The organism is Bacillus sp. P4_E1 (assembly GCF_056401715.1).
On the sequence record NZ_JBFUIV010000011.1, the window covers coordinates 1 to 21,828 of the forward strand.

A 21,828-nucleotide genomic window follows, 5' to 3' on the forward strand; every position below is an offset into this window, starting at 1 on the left:
TCCTCAGSTTYCTCTAATTCCACAACTTCTTCTGTCGCTTCCTCAGATTTCTCTAATTCTACAACTTCTTCTGCTGCTTCCTCAGCTTCCTCAGTTTCTTCTAATTCCACAACTTCTTCTGTCGCTTCCTCAGGTTTCTCTAATTCCACAACTTCTTCTGTCGCTTCCTCAGATTTCTCTAATTCTACAACTTCTTCTGCTGCTTCCTCAGATTTCTCTAATTCCACAACTTCTTCTGCTGCTTCCTCAGTTGCTTCTAATTCCACAACTTCTTCTGCTTCCTTAGCTTCTTCAAAAGCATCTGGTATTTCTATAGTAATTGTTTCTTCAAGCTTTTCATCTGCTTTTACAATCACTACATCTTCTAATGTTTCTTCTTCGACTTGATTTGCTGCAACTTCAGCAACAGTTTCTTCTATTTCTGTATTACATTCATTTTCTTCTGTTAATATCGAATACACATGCTCTACTTTAGAATCTATTGACTCTTCTTGTAAAGTTTCTTCGTTATCTTCTGTAGATGATAACGCTACTACATCTTGCTCCTGCTTCAAGGCTTGTACAATTGTAGCCTCTTCTTCCACATGCTGTCCTACTGTTTTATGAAGCAAATCATCACTTAGGCTTTCTTCTAATGAAGGGGCTTGACGTTCAACTTCGTAACCGTTTTTCTCTAACCATGTATCCACAACCGATTTTTCTTCTACTTTATTACTTCGTTCGTTCACTCCGTTCTTAACAGATGAACTTCCTTGTAGAACTCCCGAAAAGTCAGATAATGTATATCCCTTTTTCTCTAACCATGCGTCAACAACAGCTTTTCCTTCAACAGATATTTCAAGATCTTCTCTTACCTTTTCTTCCTCCTGCACAACCTTCGTTTCTACTGAAGGACGGTTATATCCATAAATCGGAGAAATCATTTCTGTTGGACGAAATGGTCTACGGTTACTTTCTTGCGACGGTACGAATGCTTTTTTTACGACAGGCTCTGGTTCCGGTTCATATTGCAATTCCGGTTCCTCATATGTAGGTGCTTCTGTTTCCACATACGGTCGTCTGCTTCTTTCCACTTTTATTCCTCTTTGAGTAGGCTGTTCTTCATATGCTCCTCTTTGAATAGGTTGTTCTTCAAAGTTAGGCAGTTCTCTTACATCCTCCTCATCGAAGCCATTATCTGGTATTAATGGAAAACGACATTTCCCTGCATTCCGACTTGCCATTTGTGCTTCTCTTGCTTCAGTGTAGTGGTTTACACGAGGAATTTTCGGCTGACTTTCAATTTGTGCCGGTACTTCTTTATTCATCACTGTTTTTTCTTCCTCTTTGTTAAACAGCTTTTTCATCCAATCTAACATGTTTACCACTCTTTCTACTAAATAGTAACATCCTTTATTGTATCAGCATTCGGCAAAAAGTGCAGGTAAAATTAAGCATATTAGTTTTATCCACAATATTCTAATTCACGATTGTTTTTCATATAGAAAAACGAGGTCTTACATGTAAGACCTCGTTTAATCTTTACCCTTCCGATATTCATCCACACTATCCGTTACACTTTGCAATAAAGAATTTACATACTGTGGGTCAGATAATTTTTTGTCTTCTTCAGGGTTTGACATAAATCCAAGTTCTAATAGTACTCCTGGAACTTTTGACCAATTAAATCCAGAAAGATCGTCCCGAAATTTAATTCCATTTACTTTCACTTGATGATTCTCTCTCATTTTATTTACTATCGTTTGAGAGATTTGAAGACTTTCAGCATAAATCTCTTTCGTATACGGACTTCCTTCTGCCGGTGTCAATACAGCAAATCCACTTTGATTTGGATTTTCAGAACCATCTGCGTGAAGGCGCAAAAATAAATTCGCTTTATGATCATTCGCGAATGTTGCTCGTTCCTTATTACTTATATCAACCTCATGTGACGTTCTCGTCATCAATACTTGTATACCTTTTGCTTCCAGTTTTTCTTTCAATATAAAAGCCATCTCTAATACAAGAACTGATTCCCTCTTTTTCGTTACAACTCCCGCTGTTCCGTCTGTTACTTTATATTTTTGCGTAGTTGCTCCTGGACCAATTGCCTCTAAATTTAAATTTGCTTTTTGTTGATGCCCTGGATCAATAACGACGAGAAACTTTTCTTGTTTTTCATTACTCTCTACTTTTTGTTCATTATTTTGCAGCGGTTGCTCAGTTGGCTGCAGCGGCGTAGTTTCCTCTTTCTTTTCCTCGGCCGGCACTTCCTCCTGCTTATGTTCCACTTGCTCATTCGTTTGAATTGCTTGCGGCTGTTCTTTCTTTTCTTGTTCTTCTTGCTGCTTTTCTACCGGTGCGTCTTCCTTATTATCTTTGTTTTTTTCTTGTATAGAAGAGGTTGTTTCTTTTTTCGGCTCTTCTTTCGAACAACCTCCCATATATATTCCAATGACTGCAATAGCGCTCATTATTTTTATATACTTCATTTTTCTCTCCTATCACTTTGCACCGGTCTCAAAGTTTTTCTTATAATTGTTTTATAATTTCATCCATATTTCCAATATGAACGGGTTGCCACGTTTCTGTACCACGCTCTGCGGTATAGACTAGATACGCATCATCAGCTACATTTACGAAAACAGGATCCCCCATATCCGTTTCATATCCGATAACAATCCATTCCTCTTTCCATTTTCCACTTTCTTCACTTATTAATGAATTTTTATGTTTATCATATCGATAACCCATTTGTCCTTTTTCTAATTCATTTTCGCTAAACACATATATTTCATAGGAACCTAGTTCGATATCTTGCTGTTTTGAAGTTTCAATTCGTTTCAGAAGTTCTGCAATTTTTGGTTGTTGCTTCATACGTCTACCCCCTTCTTTTTTCTAAATTTTACCTAATCCGTTTTTGAAATACAATATAGATTTTGAGAGGAAACGTTACAATCCTAGGAATTTCGCACAAAAAAATAGCCTCACATATGCGAGACTACTTTTTCTAACATCAATTAAAATTTAAATTCTTGTCCAACTTCAAAGCTATCTTCTAATACAAGAATACCTTTTTCTTCTGGAGCATCTGGAAGCTCTAACTCACGTGCAGAGCAAATCATTCCAGAAGAAGGAACACCGCGAAGTTCAGCTGGTTTAATTAACATACCACTTGGCATTACAGCACCGATTTTTGCAACAACAACTTTTTGTCCTGCATCAACGTTTGGTGCACCACATACGATTTGTAATGTTTCTGTACCGATTTCTACTGTACAAATGTTTAATTTATCAGCATTTGGATGCTTCTCTTTTTCAGCTACATAGCCTACAACAAATTTCGGCGTGAAATCAGCTTCTACTTTTTCTTCAAAGCCATTCTTCGCTAAAATTCCGTTAATTTTTTCAACAAACTCTTTCGTTAATGTAACGTTTCCGTTGTCTGTTACTTCTACATAAGAAGACGCATTAAAGATGTTGAATCCTGCTGTTACGTTGCTTTCACGATCGTATACGCGAGCAACATCTCCTTTGCGGTCAAATGTACGGTTTTCTAAAGTAATATCTTGTAAGGTAACAATTAAAGTGTCACCAATTCCTTCAAGGTTGTAAAAAACGTTCACTTCGTTCATCCTTTCTCTTTTCCATCTGTCTTCTTCCGATTCTTCGCTAAAATAAAGATTGGTTCGAAGTCCCCATCTTCATATACGAATGAAAGTGATGTAATCGGAACATGCCCTTCGGCAAAAAATTTCATTGTCATTTGTGCAATAATATCATAACCGATTTCGTTGACGATATCAGCAATAATTAATACATCTTGGTGAGGAACTGCAACAACCATATCACCAGAGATCTTTTCACGCATCGAGTGTAGTAACGATTCGTTTAAAATACGACTCGCATCGTATCCATCATTTGTGTTTAAAAAGTAGAATGTATTACCTGCTACTGTCTCCTGCTTAAATTCATAGTCTAATGAGCGAGCATTAAATAATGCCATTTCACGTACTTGTTCCTCTGTAAGCTCTAATTTTTGCAATAAGCGCTCATCAATTAATCGATACGTTTTATTAGAATCTAGCGCATAGTAAATACGTGTTTCCGCCGTATGGTCCGTCATAATAAACGGATTTCCTTCTTCTGATTGTTTCGGGAAAGAAGTAGAGCGAATAACAGGTAAAATTTTCGCCGTGCTATTTTCTTCTTTATGCATTGCAATTAGCGCTTCTTGTACGTAATAAGCGACCTCTTCAATTGCTTTTTCTTTGTTCACTTCCCATTTTGCAACTACTCCTGGAAGTGATACGTTAATACCTTTTTTCGAGTCTGTTTGTTCAATACGAAGAACTTCTTTCTCGCTATCATAATGACAGTCCCATTCTGGTCGAGATAATTTCTTCATTAACTCGTCTTTCATCTTTTTACTTGTCATTTTCATCTCTTTTTCCTCCCTTCCAAAAAAATAACCTCCCCCGCGAAGGTAGAGGTTGTTTTTACAATTCAATTGGCTAATTGTCTTATTTTAAACCTTCAATAAACTCTTCGATTTGCTCTTGTGTTTTACGATCTTTATTTACATAGCGTCCAGTTTCTTCACCTTTATTGTACGCTACAAAGCTTGGAATGCCAAATACGTCTACTTTCACGCATAAATCAATAAATTCATCACGATCTACATAGTAAAATGAGAAATCACTATACTTCTCTTCTACTTCTGGCATAAATGGATCAACGAAACGGCAATCTGGGCACCATTCTGCTGAGAACATGAAGACTACATTCTCTTCATTTTTTAATTCTTGGAATTGTTCCATGCTTTCTAATGATTTCATCTATATTTCCTCCTCTAACGAGTGCACTTTTTCACACTATAATCTTTTCTTTATACTACCATACATCGCGCATGGTGCAAGGTTTATGCTTGCTTTTCATCATACTTATATTGCCCAACAAGTAACTTAACAACGTGTACAAATAATTCCGTTCGGTCGACATAATCATCTGTAAAAATACCGATAGCACCTTCGTGACTACGAATATCTTTTCGCTCTACAAACTCTTCCATCACTTCACTTAGCTCTTTTCCTTCTTCAAGCGGTGCTAAAAAATCGTCTGGTAACTTAATACGTGCCCCGCCCGCAACAAATGTTTTACCTTCAATCGTCGCTAAAGCACCCCAGTTACACATAAATAACCCATGCTCCGTTTTCATAACGCCGCCTTCTAGCCCAATGCCGATATGAGCTGCACCTTCCTGCAATGCTCTCTTCGCTCTATTTACTGCTCCTTGCATCGTCTCTTCATCTGAAAAAGGCTGATTTGCTACTCCTGATGGAACAGAAAGAGATGTAATTTCAGCATCTTCCCAAACCTTCTCCACAGCCCCAACCTTCGTCTTATTCTTCGATCCAACTACTACCTTCATTTCATTCACCTCTATATAAATTCATCATTCTATCCTAATACTAGCCTCGAACACCAACTAGACACTGACCGCTCCCATTCATCGCTGGGTCATCTATTCAACCTAAAAAAAGAAGGGTTTTTCCCCCTTCCTCTTTACGCGTTATTCTTAATTGTCTCTAACGTCGTTTTGTCCGTCGCTCTCACAAGCTTCGTAATTAATTCCTTCGCTGCCGCATAATCATCAACATGTAAAATAGAAGCATGTGTATGAATGTAGCGTGCACAAACACCAATTACTGCTGATGGGATACCAGAGTTACTTGTATGCACACGGCCCGCATCTGTACCACCTTGTGAAATAAAGTATTGGTACGGAATGTTATGTGTTTCTGCTGTATCTAAAATGAATTCACGCATTCCTCTATGTGTTACCATTGTACGGTCATAAATACGAAGAAGAGCGCCTTTTCCTAATTGACCGAACTGCGTCTTATCACCAGATGCATCATTTGCTGGACTTGCATCAAGCGCATAGAAAATATCTGGTTGAATCATATTTGCAGCAGTTTGTGCTCCGCGAAGACCTACTTCTTCTTGTACAGTCGCACCAGAGTATAATGTGTTTGGTAATGTTTCATCTTTTAATTCCTTTAGCAATTCGATAGCAAGGCCACATCCATAGCGGTTGTCCCAAGCTTTCGCCATAATTTTCTTTTCATTTGCCATTGGCGTGAATGGGCAGATTGGAACGATTTGTTGCCCTGGCTTTATGCCAATTTCAATCGCATCTTCATAACTATCTGCACCTATATCAATTAACATATTTTTTATATCCATCGGTTTTGCACGTTGCGCATCACTTAATAAATGAGGAGGAATGGAACCAACAACCCCAATAACAGGACTATTCTTCGTCATAACTTGTACACGCTGAGCTAATAGTACTTGGCTCCACCAGCCACCTAACGTTTGAAAACGAAGCATCCCATTTTTCGTAATTTGCGTAACCATGAAACCTACTTCATCCATATGACCTGCTACAAGAACGCGCGGGCCAGTTTCGTCCCCTTTTTTCAGACCAAATACGCTACCTAAACCGTCTTGCACAATCTCATCAGCATATTTTCTTAATTCTTGCTTCATAAAACTGCGCACATCATGTTCAAAACCTGATGCACCTTGTAATTCTGTTAACGTACGAAATAATTGTAATGTCTCTTTATTCACGAAGTCCCCTTCTTTCAAACCTTAGTAGAATACCTCTTTTATTGTAACGAAATTTTCGAAATGTTTCTAGTTTCTTCTTTTTTAGTTGCATTTGCATTATAATTATTATTGGTACACTATTTTTATTTTACAGAATTGAGGTGAATATATGAGCTGGAAAGGTTTAGTCACAGGTCTTGGCGTTGGGTTCGCAGCTGGTTATTTCGTTGCAAACAAAGTACAAGAACAATCCCATATTTCTTCAGAAAAAGCATTGAAAATGGTGAAACAAGCATTAAGTCATAAAGGTGAAATTACTGGCTCTTGGGTACATATGGTTCCGGAGGCATTTGAAAAATATGATGTCGCGTACGAAGTTTATCGCGGCGGTCTTACAACGATGTTAGATGAAATACAAGAACGATTTGAATTTTTAGTTGATGCTAAAACAGGTACTGTTTTAGAGGTTATAGCAGCATAAAAAGAGGTTTCCCATTAGGTGAACCTCTTTTTTTTTAGAATTACCAACAAAAGCTGATAATAACAGCAATACATAATAAGTGGAGATTGTTCCAATAAATATTTTTGGACACCTTCCTCTTATTAATATTAAGCTTCTATATTTGTTTTTCTCTCTATCTTCTCCACTATATGCCCTTCCTCATTCCACTTTACTGCACGGTAATATGCATCATGATAAAAAGTAAACCACGCCTCTTTTTCAGCACCATACTTCATCCACTTTTGTTTATGTTCAATCGATGTCATTGGATAGTCATCGTATGCCATTACCCATAATACATTTTGATGTGCATGCGTCGGTAAAATGTCCGCTAAATGAAGCATCGTTTCACCCTGACTTTCAAGGACGACAACAGCATGTCCATCGCTATGACCACCCGTATGCACCATCTTTATTTCATCCGTAATTTCTATTTCTTGCCTGAACGTAACAATCTTATCAACGATTGGCTCCCAATTTCCCTTCCAATATGTATTACGCGATCTAACATTCGGATTTTTCATTTCATTCCATTCAGTCTCACTTACATAAATCGTTGCGTTCGGAAACGCCGGAACAAGGCGATTTCCCTCCCATTTTGTTAAACCAGATGCATGGTCAAAATGAAGATGCGTCATTAAGACGTAATGAATATCTTCATTATTCAGTCCCAATTTTTCTAAAGATTCCTTAACTGATGATTCTTCTGTTACACCTTGATTCCGCTTCATTTTCTCATTCAATTTACCATTCCCTATCCCTGAATCAATAAGCATGTTTCCTTCTTTCGTTTGTAAGAGTAACGGATCTGTTCGTAAATAAATATGATTTGTATCATTATGTTTATATTTTCGTGACCAAAGTACTTTTGGCACAACTCCAAACATCGCGCCTCCATCTAAATGTGTATTCCCACCTTTTAGCCACGTCACTTTTATATTTCCAATTTGTAACTGTTCCATATCCCATCCCCCTTTTCCATTTAATTTTAACATAATATTCCGATTATTTTTCATATAAAAAACCTATGCATTACTGCATAGGCTCCGTACGATATTTTGCTTCAACTCGATAAATACGATGACCTTTACTAGAAAATTTCTCTTCGTATTCTGTCATAATGTTTCCTTCATAATCACTATTATGAAGATCTAGGCTAAGGTAAGTTAATAACATACCATACTCAGCCATACTCATAATAGAATATTCAAATAAACCTTGGTTATCAGTTTTGAAATGAATTTCTCCGCCATCTACTAACACTTCTTCATAATTGCGTAAAAATGTTTTATACGTTAAACGACGCTTCGTATGACGATTCTTCGGCCATGGATCTGAGAAGTTTAAATAAACGCGGTCAATTTCACCTTTCGCAAAGAAAACTGTTAAATCTTCAGCATCTTTATTAATTAACTTTAAGTTCGGTACTTCTTCTTCAATTAATTTATCAAGTGCATCTACAACAACACTTGTGAATTTTTCAATTCCAATATAGTTAATATGCGGATTTGCTTTTGCCATATCATACATGAAGCGGCCACGTCCTGTACCTACTTCAATATGAATTGGCTTTTCATTTCCAAATATTTCTTTCCAGTTACCAGCGCTCTCCTCTGGATTTCCAATTACGATATGTGAATACTCATTAATTCGATCCATTGCATAAGGCTTATGTCTTAAACGCATAGATGTCTCCCTCTCTTTACAAAACTATTTTAAAGGAAAAATTCCTTCTTTCTGTTTTAATCAATCTATCAAACAAAAAACCAAGTACGTACGAGCACTCGGTCCGTTTCTTTCAAGTATAAGATGTACCATTTTGATAAAAACTACATAAAGCATTAAACATTCCATGACGAAACAGCTTTTTCTCTTACATTTCTAGGGAGAGAAAAACACTCGAAAGGATGATCCGTTCATGCCAATTAATCAACAGCATCAATTAGAAGTGTTAAAAGATATTTTAATCAACCATCAAAGTGATTGCTGCGGGACAGTTTCTGAATGCGAGCAATTAGAGCGACTCATTCAATCGTTACTCGCAAACGATAGTATAAGTAGTGACACTAAAGTAATGCTAAACGATGTATATTCTTATAGTCAATCGGGTAAATCTTCCTCTAATTTGGACAACCATATTTCCAATAATCAAGAACAACTTACTCAGTGGATTGCTGGAATGGACAATTTTTCTTAAGTATTATTCTGAAGCAAGTAGTTGCTGTAAATATTGATGCCAATATTTAGCTTCTGCTTGCTGCTTTTTTGTTGTGTGCCATTGCATAGATAAAATCGTTTGTGCTATCACATACCATCTCATACGCCTAAGCAATGATTCATCTAGTTCAATCTCATAATATCCGAGCCACTCACTCCATTCATGGCGCGGAACATACCAATATAATAACATACCAAGATCTAAAGCTGGGTCAGCAATAACAGCCCCATCCCAATCAATTAAAAACAATTCATCTTCGTCCGACAATATCCAATTGTTATGGTTTACATCACAATGGCATACAACGAATTCATTGTACTCAATATCTTTTAATGACTCCGTTAAATATTGAAGACCTTGCTGAATTGTTTCATCAACTCTTATATCTCCTCTTAAAACGAGCTGTAATTGTTGTAATAACTCTTGCGCATGAAGCGGCTGCTTTCCTAGCCTTTGAATCATCTGCACAAGCGCTTTAGAGGAGTGTATTTTCTTCAAAAGTTTCGCAACACGTTCTAGTTTCATATCCTCTGGCTCTAACTTCTGTCCCGGAAGCCATTTTTGAGCAGAAATTACATCACCGTTCGTTACCCTTCTTGTCCAAAGTAATTTTGGAACAATTCCTTCTGCTGACAATACCGCTAAAAAGGGCGATGTATTCCGCTTTAAAAATAACTTTTGTTGTCCGTTTTGCGCAATATATGCATCGCCCGTTACTCCACCAGCCGGTATAAGACTCCACTCTTTTCCTAATAATTGTTCCAACCATTCCATATTCATTACCCGTTAACAAATCCTTATCTTTTATAGTTATGAAAAGAAAAACCGCAACATTTCTACACATGTTGTGGATTCATATATTTTACTGTATTTGAATGAAAAAACTTGGCATAAGCCGAAAACAGGATAAATCACCTGTTCTTCTAGTTTATTTTACAAAATCAATCATAGAATGACAACTTATGAAAATCGTCACCTTTGTCAATTCTACATTTATTACATTCTCATCGTCAAGTAGCGATTTGTCACATTATCGTCAATATATACGTGCTAATTGGAGCCAATTGAAGTTCCTTTCCTCTAAATGAAGAAATTGGCTCTATTTTCGCTTGCTTTTCGTTTACTAACACATGCCACGTTTCTTCTTTTGGAAGCTGCACCGTTTTAGCTTCCAAACCGCTATTAAATAAAACTACAATCTCTTTCCACGGTCCAAATAATTCTACATGCTCTAGGTGGTATGCCAGTACTTCTGTAGACGTTTGCAAAAAAGTCATATGCTTTTTTATAAGGTCTACATTTTGTAATCGGAATGCCCCGTGCCCTTTGCGAATCGCAATTAACCCTTTTATATAGTTAACGGTCTCCATCTCTTTCTCTTTTTGATCCCAATCTAATTGATTAATTTCATCATTTGCATTATAACTATTTTCATTCCCTTGCTTCGTACGATAAAACTCTTGCCCCGCATGTAAGAAAGGAATCCCTTGTGAAAGAATAACCATTGCAGTTGCTAAACGATGGCGCCTTTTCAAAATTTCTTCTGATTCTGGATTACTTTGCACTAGTTTATCCCACATCGTCATATTGTCATGACATTCTACATAGTTGATACTTTGTACTGGCTCTAGGAACAATCCTGTTTCTTTCATACTTAAAAGGCTACCAGCTACTATATACTGCAAATGATTACAGTCTACATGCCCACCAAATGCAAAGCCACGTTTATTTATATTAAAAGTACTTCCTTTTATTCCATCACGAAATTGATCATTAAACTGTGCGATACATGGCATTTTATTCGCATTATTTAACGTCGCTTTCTCTTCAAGAGGAAGCGGTGTTTGCAAATCCCATCCTTCACCTAATAACAGCGCATCCTGCTTTATTTTTCGTACTTCTTTTTCTAATTCATTCATCGTTTCAACATCTAAAATTCCCATTAAATCAAATCGGAATCCATCAACATTGTATTCAGTAAGCCAATATAAAACAGATTCTATAATAAATTTCCTCATCATTTTCCGTTCAGATGCTATATCATTTCCAACTCCCGTCCCATTAGAAGGCATACCGTCTTCCCCATGACGAAAATAATATCCCGGGACAAGCTTCTCAAATGATGATAATTCTCTTTCATAAACATGATTATATACAACATCTATAATCACTCGAATGCCGTGATCATGAAATGTTTCAATTAGTTGTTTACACTCTACTATCCTGTTATATGGATCAGAAAGGTTTGTAACATAAAATCCTGTTGGTATATTGTAATATAACGGATTATAGCCCCAATTATATGCGGAAGCAGGATTCACTTCATCTATACCACCAAAACAATGTAAAGGTAATAGTTCAACATGTGTAACGCCTAAATCTTTTATATGAGACAATCCTGTTAATGTCCCATTTCGCCCTACTGTCTCCTCTTCCATTAGCCCTTTATATGTTCCTTTCTTATTCACCCCACTGTTTGGGTGAATAGTAGCGTCACGAATATGCAGTTCATACAATATGGCATCTGTCATTGACTGTAATGGTGATAATTCTAATCGTTTTGTCACATTCGTTTTTTCCAAATCGATAACGACGCCGTATTTTCCATTTATCGTCGCAGACTTTGCATAAGGGTCAACCGCTTCGTTCCATATTAAATTAATACAAACAAGGAATGTATATCGTGCTCCATCATGATCACCTTGTAATGTATGAATCCACACTCCGTTTTCTTCTCTGTACATTTCATAATCAATATATTCTTTATCACTTTTATAAATCCGTACTTTTGCAAGCCTTGCAGTCGGAGCCCATACTTTAAATATTGTTTCTTCTTTTTTATACACAGCACCTAAGTCGGTACCTTCGTAATAATATTTTTCATCGAAAACTACTGTTCGAATCACAGCGCCTATTTGTAAATCTGTTTCTTCATTCCGTTCATCCCGTACTGTATAATACTTCCCCACATCTATCGGCTCTTCTATAAAGCATTCATACTTCGTTGCATCTGGAAGAGCAATAGTATGAACAATCGGTAACTCTTTCACATTGCTTCCTTCTTGTAAACGAAATGTCCGGCTTGTTCCATACGCATGCGGGAGCAAAATTGTAATTTTATTCATTTCATCTAAATAGGCATCAAATGGACGTTTTACTTTCAACATAAAAAATCACCATCATTCTTAAAGTTAAAATGAAACGAGCTGCAAGTGATAAGGCTTTTCTTATCAGCGAAGCTCTATACAGTAACACATTATTCCCTATAGTATATTCACCTGTATAAAAAACGTTTTCATACATTCTATTTTTGTAGTTTTATTTCAGTAATCGATTTATACTTCGGCGTTTCCTTAACGTGAGATTCATACAAAGTAATCGTATCTGCTTGAAATGATGTTACAGGTAACTCTTTTACATTTGTCAGATCAAACACTTTTTCTCCTACCCATTTACGCGCAACAGTAATATGTGGATGATAAGGACGTGTATCTAGAGAGAAACCATTTTCTTCACAAATTGTATGCACTTGCTTTTGTAAACTAAACAAATCTTGATTATCACTTATCCCCGCCCAAAATATACGCGGCTGGTCCACCTGTCCGAATGTAGAAAGTCCTTGTAACGTGAACGATAATTCCGTTTTTTCTGTAAGTGTTTGTAATCCATTCTTTATTCCTTCTAACTGTTCCTGCGCCGCACTTCCTAAAAATGAAAGGGTAATATGATAGTCTTCTTCATGTACCCACGAGCGAAATGGTAATTCATCCTTCATTTCCTCTTTATAATTAGAAAGAATTTCTTTTATATGACGTGGTAAAGTTACTGCGACAAAATAATGCGGCACCATCTACATCGTCTCCTTTATGTTATTGTTGCTTTTCTTCCTTATCTCATTCAGCTAAAAAGAATCCGCCCTCTAAAGTAGAGAGCGGTCATTATTTAAATATCTTTTATTTCGCTAATTCATGAATTGCTTGAGCGTAAATCGCTGTCGCTTTTAATAAATCTTCAATTTCAATGTACTCATCTTTTTGATGCGCAAGTTCTTCTTTTCCTGGGAATAACGGGCCAAATGCAACGCCAGCTTTCAATGAACGAGCATAAGTACCACCGCCAATTGCTAACAATTCAGCTTTTTCACCAGTTTGTTCTTCATATACACGTTGCAAAGTACGAATTAACGTATGATCTTTGTCAACGTGATGCGGGCGAGAGTTAGAATAATCCGCTACTTCAAATCCATGAGTACCAACATATTCTTTTAACTTTGCAATCGTTTCTTCAAAGTTAGTTGTAACTGGATAGCGTACATTTAATCCTAAATTACCACCGTTTTCTTGCGAGTAAGACAAGCGACCAACATTCACTGTTAACGGCCCGCTAATATCGTCTTTATAAGAAATACCAGCTTTTTCTCCAATAATATCACCTGTAAATGTTTCTGTTACAAACGAGGCAAATGAAGCCCCTTTTCCATCAAGAGAAACTTTCGTTAAGAAGTTTACCAATAATAAACCTGCATTTTCTCCCTTTTCCGGAGTAGATCCGTGAGCTGAAATCCCTTTGATTTGCAACGTCACCGTCTTTCCTTCTACAATTGCTTTACCTATTTTTTTAGCAGTTTGTAAATACTCTTCATATGCTACTGTAAGTGTATTTACATCTTCTCCTGTAATAACTGCTTCTGCAAAATCAGGAACCATATTTAAACGACGACCTGACTCAAATGAAATAAGCTTAAATGTGCCTTCTTTCTCTTCACCACCACTTTGCACAACTTGTATGTCAGAAATTCCTTTTTCCGCATTAATAATCGGAAAATCTGCATCCGGCGCAAAACCGATTGTTGGCATTTCTTCATTTTTAAAATAATGATCTACACACTTCCAATTACTTTCCTCATCTGTTCCTAAAATCATACGAACACGTTTTGAAAGAGGTAAGCCCAATTCTTTAACGATTTTCATCGCATAATAAGCTGCCATCGTCGGCCCTTTATCATCAATTGCACCACGTGCAAAAATCTTTCCATCGCGAATATCCGCACTATACGCAGGAGTTGTCCAGCCGTCTCCTTCTGGTACAACATCAACGTGACAAAGAATACCTACTAACTCTTCTCCTTGTCCCATTTCAAGATGACCTGCATATCCTTCTAAATTTTTAGAAGTGAAACCTTCTGCTTCTCCTTTATGTAACATGAAAGATAAAGCTTCTTCTACACCTTCACCGAATGGTGCGCCCTCTTTCGCAGATTCTTCTTCCCATACACTTTTAATTTGTAAAAATTTTTGTGTATCACGAATTAAATCATCTTTTCGTTTTGTAACTTCTTCTGTCCAATTAATCGTTGACATCACGCATCCATCCTTCACTATATTGTCTCTTTCATCATAGCAAACGAAAATCTCTTATGCCATACATGAAAATCTAATGACGAACAATTGTAATATTTCAGATATTTCTTATTAGTTTTTCTTTTATTTTCTCAAAAAAATTTGCAGGAATTTGGCGTTTTACGTAGAAATTTATGAGTTAGTTGACTGACCAAATATATAATGTCAACTACCAATATTTTTCTATATGAATATTTGTTAAACTTTTGTAAAATTTAAGTAGATTAAAGCATGAATTTTATCATGTAGAGTACAATGGTAGTAACGACCTTCTTTCCTGAATGGGGTCAAAAAAACTAGTAGAGGAGCGGTTTTCTCTTGAAACCTACAACTACTCGTATGCTAACACGCATTAAATCGATTTATATGTACATCAATGAAAACGGTACGGTAACAACGAAAGACCTTGTAGATGAGTTCGGGATCACACCGCGAACAATACAACGTGATCTAAATGTGTTGCAGTTTAATGAACTCGTGTATAGCCCTTGCCGCGGCAAGTGGACAACGACAGGAAAGAAAGTGAGAATGACCTCATAATAAAAAATAATTGTATGTAAATAAATACATACCCCTTTCTAACTCATTAGAAAGGGGTCTTTTCTATGCTCTGAAATTGGCGTTACTTTTCGTTATCTACTTGATACGTCTTTAACATTTCTACTTCTTCATCTGTTAATTCACGATATTGCCCAAGTTCTAACTCTTCATCTAACATTAAAGGTCCCATCTCTGTTCTCTTTAAATAAACTACTTTTTTCCCTACCGCTTCAAACATACGCTTCACTTGATGGAATTTTCCTTCTGTAATAACGAGTTCAATCTCAGAAATATCATCACTTTTTAAAATTGTAAGTTCGCCTGGCTTCGTTTCATAGCCATCTTCTAAAATAACACCTTTAGCGAATTCTATTACATCCTCTTCCGTTACAACACCTGAAATGTGTGCATAATATTTTTTCGGCACATGCTTTTTCGGAGATAATAGTTGATGCGTTAACTTCCCATCATTTGTGATTAATAAGAAACCTTCTGTATCAATATCGAGCCTTCCAACAGGGAATGGATCGAAAATCGCATCTTCTAATTCTAATAAATCTATTACTGTTTCGTGGTTATCATCTTCTGTCGCTGAAATAACACCTTGTGGTTTATGCATCATTAAATAAACAAACTCTTTATATTCCACAACTTCACCGTGAATCATAACCTCTTGCTCTTCTACATTCACATGAAACTTCGCATCTTTCACTGGCGTTCCATCAATCTTCACAACGCCGTCTTTCAGTAATTTCTTTACTTCTTTTCTACTTCCGTGTCCCATATTCGCTAATAATTTATCTAATCTCATGTTCTTCACCTTCTTTATTTATCATAGAAAAGGGGACGTATTTACGCCCCTTTTGATTTCAACTTTATTTTGAATCTACTACCAAGTTTACGCTGGATTTTCTCTAAAGCTTCTCCGCCAAATACTCTTTCTAGTACTCCTGTGCGAATCGCTAACAATCCGTAAACAAGACCACCAATACCTGCACAAATCGCAACTGTAATAAGAGCACCAATACGGCCATCAGGCGAAATCATGAAGGATAGAAGCCATTGTGATAGTTTTACAGCAATAACCATTACAAGTGTTAAGACTGCAATTTGGAATGTTCTCTTATATACAACACCAAATGAATAGTGTGCGTGTTTTTTAATTTGTCTATTCGTATACCATACGGAAGCTAAGAAGCCGACTGCAGTAGCCAAAATCGCCCCAACTGTACCGAAATAACGAATAAAGATTACGTTACATGCAAATTTCAAAATAACACCCATCACAAGCGCAACAATCGCATGTTTCTGCTGGTTAATCCCTTGCAGAATTGCTGCTGTTACTGTGAATAAAGCGAATAACAATGCAACTGGCGCATACCACATTAATACTTGTCCACCTAGTGGGTCTGAATCGTAGAAAGCAGTGTAAATCGGATATGCAAGTGTAGAAATACCTACAACTGCTGGCAATGTTAAAAACATATTCGCCTGGAATGTTTGTGTAATTTGTAATTTCAAATAACGGTATTGCTTTTCAGTAAACGACTTTGTAATCGCTGGCACGAGCGTTAAACTAAACGCTGTTGCAAGTGATACTGGAATCATAATTAATTTATGCGTCCACATCGTGAAAATACCGAGTGCTCGCTCTGCGATATCTCCTTGACCAATCGCCTGCATAATAGAGTTAAATGTCAATGTATCAATTTGTTGATATAAAGGAATTGTTAATCCAATTACAACGTAAGGGATTGCATATGCAAACAACTCTTTAAACAATTGAGCGGTACTTACCGTCGATTCTGGTACAGTTTGCTCAATTAAATATTGATCCAAATATTTTTTACGTTTTAACCAGTACCAAATTAATACGCCAAGTGCTCCAACTGCTGAAACGAACGCAGCGAATGTCGCAACCCCAACTGCCGTTGCTACTGTACCGCCAAGTACTTTAATAACGATGAAACTACCCGCTAATAAAAAGACGATACGAATAATTTGCTCAATAATTTGTGAAACCGTAGTCGGTCCCATCGATTGGTGGCCTTGGAAATAACCACGAATCAAACTTGCTGCCGGCACAACAATAAGCGCAAAACTTACGAGGCGAATAATCGTCGTAACTTCTTCTACCTTATTTTGTAAACTTTGTTTACCAAGCATTGCTTCTGCAAATAATGGTGCGGTCATGTACAGTACTAAGAAGGAAAGAACTCCTGTTACTATCATCATAACCATTCCCGAGCGGAACATTCTCCGGCTCGTTTTATAATCTCCAAGTGCATTATATTTGGAAACAAACTTAGAAACAGCAAGCGGCACTCCTGCCGTTGCGATACTTAAAAATATCGTATATGGAATGTATCCATATGTATAGAGCGTTCCGCCTTCTGTGCCTACTAATGCATGAAACGGAAAAACGTAAATCATGCCTAAGAACTTTACTAAAAATGTCCCTAACGTCACAATAAGCGTTCCGCGCAGAAATTTTGAATCGGACATACGAAAATCCTCCTACATCTACATAAAGTGAAACTATAATTAGTGGGAGACTCCCCTCCTACTAATCATTCGAGCATTTACGGACCTTTTTAACTCCCTCTTTACTTCTCATAAATCTTAAGATAGTAGTCTTATTGCCCATAAATAGCAGGATAATGCTGAACTCTAACTTTTGTATTGTACCACAATTCTCCTCTTAAGCAGTACTTCACTCTATTTTTCTTTTAAGGGAAAACATGCTATTCTTTTAGGCAGGAAATGTAGAAAATGAGGTCGATATATTATGCATTATGATGTTATTGTCATCGGCGGCGGTCCTTCAGGGCTAATGGCTGCAATCGGTGCTGCTGAAGAAGGCGCAAGCGTCTTACTTCTTGATAAAGGAAATAAACTAGGACGTAAACTTGCGATTTCTGGTGGTGGTCGTTGTAACGTAACGAACCGTCTACCACTTGATGAAATCGTTAAACATATACCTGGAAATGGTCGCTTCTTATACAGTGCTTTTTCTATTTTCAGTAATGAAGATATTATTACATTCTTCGAAAATCTCGGTGTACAACTGAAAGAAGAGGATCATGGCCGCATGTTCCCAGTATCAAATAAAGCGCAATCTGTTGTAGATGCACTGTTAACACGATTAAAAGACTTAGGTGTGAAAATACGTACGAATACGCCTGTCGAAACGATTGAGTATGAAAACGGTCAAACGAAGGCTGTTATTCTGCAAACAGGTGAAGTGTTAGAAACGAATCACGTCGTTATCGCTGTTGGCGGAAAATCTGTTCCTCAAACTGGTTCTACTGGAGACGGATACGCTTGGGCTGAAAAAGCTGGGCATACAATTACAGAACTTTTCCCAACAGAAGTACCAATTCTTTCAAACGAACCGTTTATTCGTGACCGCACATTACAAGGTCTTGCTTTACGAGATGTAAACTTAAGTGTATTAAACCCGAAAGGAAAAGTTATCATTTCTCATAAAATGGACATGCTTTTCACTCACTTCGGCCTATCTGGTCCTGCTGCTCTTCGCTGTAGCCAATTCGTTGTGAAAGCGATGAAAAAGTTTAAAACGAACACAGTGCACATGAGTATCGATGCATTGCCAGAAGAAAATAGTGAGCAACTGTTCCAGCGCATGCTGAAACAAATGAAAGAAGATCCGAAAAAAGGAATTAAAAACGTTTTAAAAGGCTATGTTCCTGAACGTTACTTCCTATTCTTATTAGAAAAAAATGAAATTGACGGTAGCGAACAAGCTGGACAAGTTTCTCATGAGAAGATTCGCGCACTTGTGAAAGACTTTAAAGAATTTACCGTCCATGTAAATGGTACGCAGTCAATTGAAAAAGCATTCGTTACTGGCGGAGGGGTATCCGTTAAAGAAATTAACCCGAAAGAAATGGCTTCGAAATTCACGAATGGTTTATACTTCTGCGGAGAAGTTCTTGATATTCACGGTTATACTGGCGGCTATAACATTACATCTGCCCTTGTTACTGGCCGAATTGCCGGAACAACAGCAGGACAAAATGCGAAAATGCAATACTAAAAAAGAAACAGGGACTCCTGTTTCTTTTTTTAGTATGTTGAAATAGCAAAGCAGTACACGAAATTATATTGGCGATACTTTAAATATATCGACCGTTTCTTCAAAAATATCCCTTCCTCCTAACTTCCCATTTCTTTTTTGTTGCTTTATATACCTTAGTACCTTTATATTTTATATTGTTGAATATTCGAAAAAGGGTAAGGGGAAAACAAATGAGAAAAAAAGTCATGATGTCTTTAATGCTAATGACGTTTCTTTCTGCGGTAGAAGGAACGATTGTTAGTACAGCGATCCCTCGTATAACGAGTGATTTGTCAGGTGTCGAACTTGTTAGTTGGGTATATGCAATCTATATGCTTGCAACAGCTGTTTCGACTCCAATATACGGAAAGCTAGCTGATTTATTCGGCCGTAAAAAAGTTCTGCTCATCGGAGCAACAATCTTCTTAATCGGTTCTGCACTTTGCGGAGTCGTTACATCAATGGAACAATTAATCTTCTTTCGTGCTCTTCAAGGTATAGGGGCTGGTGCCGTTATGCCGATCACAATGACGATTATTGGAGATCTATATAGCGAAGCTAAAGACCGCGCGAAAGCACAAGGCTGGATGAGTGCCGTTTGGGGTGTATCTGGTGTTATTGGGCCGTTAGTAGGTGGATTTTTAGTTGATTCTCTTTCTTGGCGCTATATTTTCTTCTTAAACGTTCCTTTTGGAATTATCGCTTGCTTAATGTTTGCCACTTCTTATAAGGAATCTGTTAAGTCCGCCGCTAAGCAACATATCGACTATCTTGGTGCGACAGTTTTCTCATTAAGTACAATTGCTTTACTATACGCATTATTAACAGGTAGCAGTAAGCAAAACTGGGGAGACATTTCAATTATCGGCCTATTAATCTTTGCCGCTGTTTCATTCATTATTTTCTTATACATCGAGAAAAAGTCTCCGGAGCCATTAATTCCGCTAGCACTTTTCTCTAACCGTACATTATCTACAATAAACATACTAACACTTATTGCTGGCGCAATGATTATTAGTATTACAGTGTATCTTCCAATTTGGAGCCAAGGTGTTTTAGGAAAAAATGCGACAGAGGCTGGACTCATTTTAATGCCGATTCCTGTTATGTGGACATTCGGTGCTATCTTCTCCGGTAACTTAGTTGGCAAGTTACAAACGAAACAAATTATTTTACTTGGAGCTAGCATTTTATCAGTTGCTACTTTCTTATTATTTACATTATCAACAGATTCACCATCATTCCTTATTTATGTTGCAGTCGGATTATTCGGCTTAGGAATGGGGCTTGTTACACCAATTTACATGGTAACAATTCAAGCAGCTGTACCGGCGAATACGCGCGGAACGGCAGTTGGTTTAAATACATTTATTAATACATTTAGTCAAACACTAGGAGCTGCAATCTTCGGAACGATCTTCAATACGATGATTCATGCACGTGGCATTAAAAACCTTGATCTTGTTTCTTCTGGCGGACATGGAGGGGCTACAGCAAACGTAGCAACCGAGTCACAATCCGCATTAGCATCAAGTGTACACGTCATTTATATGAGCACTTTCGTATTAGCGGTATTCACATTAATTATCGCTTGGATCCTATTAAAGCCAGCTAAACAAACAAGTGAACAATAAAAAAAGGATGACCATTTTGGTCATCCTTTTTGCATAAAATCTACTCTTCATTCTCCACAATATGTTTAAGCACGGACAATTTATTATCCCAAAATCGTTCATAGTACGAGAGCCACTGCTGTAATTCCTCTAATGGTTCTGGATGCAAACGATATATCTTCTCTCTTCCGCTCTTTCTTCCACTCACTAAATTCGCTTCTGAAAGAATATGAAGGTGCTTTACAACTGCAGTACGGCTCATCGGAAAATGATCCGTTATTTTTGAAATTGGTAACTCTTTATCACTTAATAACCGTAACACTTCTCGGCGGGTTGGATCAGCAATTGCTTGAAACACATCATATTTCGCTGCTGATGAGGACATTTAACCTTCGACAACCTTTTTCAGTTTTTCATTTACAATCGCTACCCAGCCACCATTCATTCTATCGCGAATAATAGAGCTCTTCGCATTCGCTTTCGGAAGGATTTCATCAGGATGTTTCCAGCCGCCGTGAATTAACGTAAATTCTGTTTTATTATCTCCTAGGTCTTTCAAATTAAATGAAACAACCCAGCCATCTGTGTCCCATGAGAAAGATAAATAATTCGGCTCATCAATCTCTAACACTTTACATGGTGATGGTCCGAAAGGTGATTGCACATGAAACTCATGTCCTACCGCCAATTCGAAATCATTTGGCATAAACCATGACGCAATTCCTTCTGCAGTCGATACTACATTCCATACTTTTTGAATAGGCGCGTTAAAAACGATTGTTTGTTTAATATCATTTAATGTATTTTGTTGTTCCATTTTATATCTCCTTTATTCGGCATTAAAATATAACACCTTTTAGTTTCGTATTAACAATATA

Annotated in this window: 22 protein-coding genes and 1 pseudogene; 5 read left to right on the plus strand and 18 right to left on the minus strand. The window is 37.2% G+C overall.

The annotated features are described in order from the left end of the window. From AC1DS7_RS16185 to AC1DS7_RS16220, 8 genes and pseudogenes are all read right to left on the minus strand, one after another. A pseudogene (locus AC1DS7_RS16185) lies at window positions 1–1,358 on the minus strand (DNA translocase FtsK); the annotation flags it as partial. Window positions 1,359–1,514: 156 nt separating this feature from the next. After that, complete coding sequence (locus tag AC1DS7_RS16190) at window positions 1,515–2,471, minus strand: N-acetylmuramoyl-L-alanine amidase (protein WP_016102944.1); 957 nt, start codon at window positions 2,469–2,471, stop codon at window positions 1,515–1,517. Between the two features lie 40 nt (window positions 2,472–2,511). Then, the gene (locus tag AC1DS7_RS16195; protein ID WP_016102943.1) at window positions 2,512–2,856 is read right to left on the minus strand and encodes a hypothetical protein; all 345 of its coding nucleotides are present in this window, start codon (window positions 2,854–2,856) and stop codon (window positions 2,512–2,514) included. A gap of 143 nt (window positions 2,857–2,999) precedes the next feature. After that, window positions 3,000–3,614: a YtpR family tRNA-binding protein gene (ytpR, locus tag AC1DS7_RS16200; protein ID WP_002089041.1), complete on the minus strand. Its 615-nt coding sequence runs from the start codon at window positions 3,612–3,614 to the stop codon at window positions 3,000–3,002. Next, a complete protein-coding gene (locus AC1DS7_RS16205; protein ID WP_002015618.1) occupies window positions 3,611–4,423 on the minus strand; it encodes a DUF1444 domain-containing protein in 813 nt (270 codons plus the stop codon). Before AC1DS7_RS16205 ends, ytpR begins: the two co-directional genes overlap by 4 nt. A gap of 79 nt (window positions 4,424–4,502) precedes the next feature. After that, window positions 4,503–4,817 (minus strand): thioredoxin family protein, encoded by a 315-nt coding sequence (locus AC1DS7_RS16210; RefSeq protein WP_002015619.1) that lies wholly within the window; start codon window positions 4,815–4,817, stop codon window positions 4,503–4,505. Window positions 4,818–4,900: 83 nt separating this feature from the next. Beyond that, on the minus strand, window positions 4,901–5,410 hold the full coding sequence (locus AC1DS7_RS16215; RefSeq protein ID WP_002089045.1) for a DUF84 family protein: 510 nt from the start codon (window positions 5,408–5,410) through the stop codon (window positions 4,901–4,903). Between the two features lie 134 nt (window positions 5,411–5,544). Next, window positions 5,545–6,618 carry a M42 family metallopeptidase gene (locus tag AC1DS7_RS16220; RefSeq protein WP_476999110.1) on the minus strand — a complete coding sequence of 358 codons (1,074 nt, stop codon included), beginning with the start codon at window positions 6,616–6,618 and terminating at the stop codon, window positions 5,545–5,547. A 148-nt stretch (window positions 6,619–6,766) separates the two neighbouring features. On the opposite strand from AC1DS7_RS16220, the gene AC1DS7_RS16225 reads away from it, so the two are divergent. Beyond that, window positions 6,767–7,078, plus strand: a complete 312-nt coding sequence (locus AC1DS7_RS16225) for a PepSY domain-containing protein (RefSeq protein WP_002015622.1) — start codon at window positions 6,767–6,769, stop codon at window positions 7,076–7,078. 128 nt (window positions 7,079–7,206) lie between these two features. On the opposite strand, the gene AC1DS7_RS16230 is transcribed toward AC1DS7_RS16225, so the two are convergent. Both AC1DS7_RS16230 and trmB read right to left on the minus strand, forming a co-directional pair. After that, complete coding sequence (locus AC1DS7_RS16230; protein WP_476999111.1) at window positions 7,207–8,061, minus strand: YtnP family quorum-quenching lactonase; 855 nt, start codon at window positions 8,059–8,061, stop codon at window positions 7,207–7,209. Between the two features lie 70 nt (window positions 8,062–8,131). After that, window positions 8,132–8,785: a tRNA (guanosine(46)-N7)-methyltransferase TrmB gene (trmB, locus tag AC1DS7_RS16235; protein WP_002034380.1), complete on the minus strand. Its 654-nt coding sequence runs from the start codon at window positions 8,783–8,785 to the stop codon at window positions 8,132–8,134. A gap of 232 nt (window positions 8,786–9,017) precedes the next feature. On the opposite strand from trmB, the gene AC1DS7_RS16240 reads away from it, so the two are divergent. Continuing rightward, complete coding sequence (locus AC1DS7_RS16240; protein ID WP_002015625.1) at window positions 9,018–9,296, plus strand: YtzH-like family protein; 279 nt, start codon at window positions 9,018–9,020, stop codon at window positions 9,294–9,296. A 3-nt stretch (window positions 9,297–9,299) separates the two neighbouring features. Here the strand turns inward: AC1DS7_RS16240 and AC1DS7_RS16245 are convergent, their stop codons facing one another. The 4 genes from AC1DS7_RS16245 to pepV form a co-directional block, all read right to left on the minus strand. Then, window positions 9,300–10,097, minus strand: coding sequence for a phosphotransferase family protein (locus AC1DS7_RS16245; RefSeq protein ID WP_002034382.1), 798 nt, complete (start codon window positions 10,095–10,097; stop codon window positions 9,300–9,302). 245 nt (window positions 10,098–10,342) lie between these two features. Further along, window positions 10,343–12,484 (minus strand): type I pullulanase, encoded by a 2,142-nt coding sequence (gene pulA, locus AC1DS7_RS16250; protein WP_002143442.1) that lies wholly within the window; start codon window positions 12,482–12,484, stop codon window positions 10,343–10,345. Window positions 12,485–12,621: 137 nt separating this feature from the next. Then, window positions 12,622–13,167 (minus strand): RNA 2',3'-cyclic phosphodiesterase, encoded by a 546-nt coding sequence (gene thpR, locus AC1DS7_RS16255; protein ID WP_215551569.1) that lies wholly within the window; start codon window positions 13,165–13,167, stop codon window positions 12,622–12,624. A 103-nt stretch (window positions 13,168–13,270) separates the two neighbouring features. Beyond that, a complete protein-coding gene (gene pepV, locus AC1DS7_RS16260; protein WP_002143444.1) occupies window positions 13,271–14,677 on the minus strand; it encodes a dipeptidase PepV in 1,407 nt (468 codons plus the stop codon). Between the two features lie 357 nt (window positions 14,678–15,034). On the opposite strand from pepV, the gene AC1DS7_RS16265 reads away from it, so the two are divergent. After that, a complete protein-coding gene (locus AC1DS7_RS16265; protein ID WP_000805512.1) occupies window positions 15,035–15,256 on the plus strand; it encodes a DeoR family transcriptional regulator in 222 nt (73 codons plus the stop codon). An 82-nt stretch (window positions 15,257–15,338) separates the two neighbouring features. Here AC1DS7_RS16265 and AC1DS7_RS16270 read toward each other — a convergent pair whose 3' ends face one another. Together AC1DS7_RS16270 and AC1DS7_RS16275 are read right to left on the minus strand one after the other, a co-directional pair. Next, the gene (locus tag AC1DS7_RS16270) at window positions 15,339–16,067 is read right to left on the minus strand and encodes a pseudouridine synthase (RefSeq protein WP_002034388.1); all 729 of its coding nucleotides are present in this window, start codon (window positions 16,065–16,067) and stop codon (window positions 15,339–15,341) included. Between the two features lie 41 nt (window positions 16,068–16,108). Then, complete coding sequence (locus tag AC1DS7_RS16275) at window positions 16,109–17,761, minus strand: putative polysaccharide biosynthesis protein (protein ID WP_002034389.1); 1,653 nt, start codon at window positions 17,759–17,761, stop codon at window positions 16,109–16,111. Between the two features lie 283 nt (window positions 17,762–18,044). On the opposite strand from AC1DS7_RS16275, the gene AC1DS7_RS16280 reads away from it, so the two are divergent. Next, window positions 18,045–19,316, plus strand: a complete 1,272-nt coding sequence (locus tag AC1DS7_RS16280; protein WP_002034390.1) for a BaiN/RdsA family NAD(P)/FAD-dependent oxidoreductase — start codon at window positions 18,045–18,047, stop codon at window positions 19,314–19,316. 212 nt (window positions 19,317–19,528) lie between these two features. Next, window positions 19,529–20,971, plus strand: a complete 1,443-nt coding sequence (locus AC1DS7_RS16285; RefSeq protein WP_002143445.1) for an MDR family MFS transporter — start codon at window positions 19,529–19,531, stop codon at window positions 20,969–20,971. A gap of 40 nt (window positions 20,972–21,011) precedes the next feature. Here AC1DS7_RS16285 and AC1DS7_RS16290 read toward each other — a convergent pair whose 3' ends face one another. Then, window positions 21,012–21,335 carry an ArsR/SmtB family transcription factor gene (locus tag AC1DS7_RS16290; protein ID WP_002015665.1) on the minus strand — a complete coding sequence of 108 codons (324 nt, stop codon included), beginning with the start codon at window positions 21,333–21,335 and terminating at the stop codon, window positions 21,012–21,014. Beyond that, window positions 21,336–21,767 (minus strand): SRPBCC family protein, encoded by a 432-nt coding sequence (locus AC1DS7_RS16295; protein ID WP_002015664.1) that lies wholly within the window; start codon window positions 21,765–21,767, stop codon window positions 21,336–21,338. Window positions 21,768–21,828: the final 61 nt, after the last annotated feature.

Excerpts from the sequence above, each read along its gene's own strand:
- AC1DS7_RS16290 (WP_002015665.1), bottom strand. The coding sequence starts at position 21,335 with ATGTCCTCATCAGCAGCGAAATATGATGTGTTTCAAGCAATTGCTGAT.
- pulA (WP_002143442.1), bottom strand. The coding sequence starts at position 12,484 with ATGTTGAAAGTAAAACGTCCATTTGATGCCTATTTAGATGAAATGAAT.
- thpR (WP_215551569.1), bottom strand. The coding sequence starts at position 13,167 with ATGGTGCCGCATTATTTTGTCGCAGTAACTTTACCACGTCATATAAAA.
- trmB (WP_002034380.1), bottom strand. The coding sequence starts at position 8,785 with ATGCGTTTAAGACATAAGCCTTATGCAATGGATCGAATTAATGAGTAT.
- AC1DS7_RS16280 (WP_002034390.1), top strand. The coding sequence starts at position 18,045 with ATGCATTATGATGTTATTGTCATCGGCGGCGGTCCTTCAGGGCTAATG.
- AC1DS7_RS16215 (WP_002089045.1), bottom strand. The coding sequence starts at position 5,410 with ATGAAGGTAGTAGTTGGATCGAAGAATAAGACGAAGGTTGGGGCTGTG.
- AC1DS7_RS16190 (WP_016102944.1), bottom strand. The coding sequence starts at position 2,471 with ATGAAGTATATAAAAATAATGAGCGCTATTGCAGTCATTGGAATATAT.
- AC1DS7_RS16205 (WP_002015618.1), bottom strand. The coding sequence starts at position 4,423 with ATGAAAATGACAAGTAAAAAGATGAAAGACGAGTTAATGAAGAAATTA.
- AC1DS7_RS16245 (WP_002034382.1), bottom strand. The coding sequence starts at position 10,097 with ATGAATATGGAATGGTTGGAACAATTATTAGGAAAAGAGTGGAGTCTT.
- pepV (WP_002143444.1), bottom strand. The coding sequence starts at position 14,677 with ATGTCAACGATTAATTGGACAGAAGAAGTTACAAAACGAAAAGATGAT.
- AC1DS7_RS16270 (WP_002034388.1), bottom strand. The coding sequence starts at position 16,067 with ATGAGATTAGATAAATTATTAGCGAATATGGGACACGGAAGTAGAAAA.
- AC1DS7_RS16285 (WP_002143445.1), top strand. The coding sequence starts at position 19,529 with ATGAGAAAAAAAGTCATGATGTCTTTAATGCTAATGACGTTTCTTTCT.
- ytpR (WP_002089041.1), bottom strand. The coding sequence starts at position 3,614 with ATGAACGAAGTGAACGTTTTTTACAACCTTGAAGGAATTGGTGACACT.
- AC1DS7_RS16195 (WP_016102943.1), bottom strand. The coding sequence starts at position 2,856 with ATGAAGCAACAACCAAAAATTGCAGAACTTCTGAAACGAATTGAAACT.
- AC1DS7_RS16295 (WP_002015664.1), bottom strand. The coding sequence starts at position 21,767 with ATGGAACAACAAAATACATTAAATGATATTAAACAAACAATCGTTTTT.
- AC1DS7_RS16225 (WP_002015622.1), top strand. The coding sequence starts at position 6,767 with ATGAGCTGGAAAGGTTTAGTCACAGGTCTTGGCGTTGGGTTCGCAGCT.
- AC1DS7_RS16230 (WP_476999111.1), bottom strand. The coding sequence starts at position 8,061 with ATGGAACAGTTACAAATTGGAAATATAAAAGTGACGTGGCTAAAAGGT.
- AC1DS7_RS16210 (WP_002015619.1), bottom strand. The coding sequence starts at position 4,817 with ATGAAATCATTAGAAAGCATGGAACAATTCCAAGAATTAAAAAATGAA.
- AC1DS7_RS16240 (WP_002015625.1), top strand. The coding sequence starts at position 9,018 with ATGCCAATTAATCAACAGCATCAATTAGAAGTGTTAAAAGATATTTTA.
- AC1DS7_RS16275 (WP_002034389.1), bottom strand. The coding sequence starts at position 17,761 with ATGTCCGATTCAAAATTTCTGCGCGGAACGCTTATTGTGACGTTAGGG.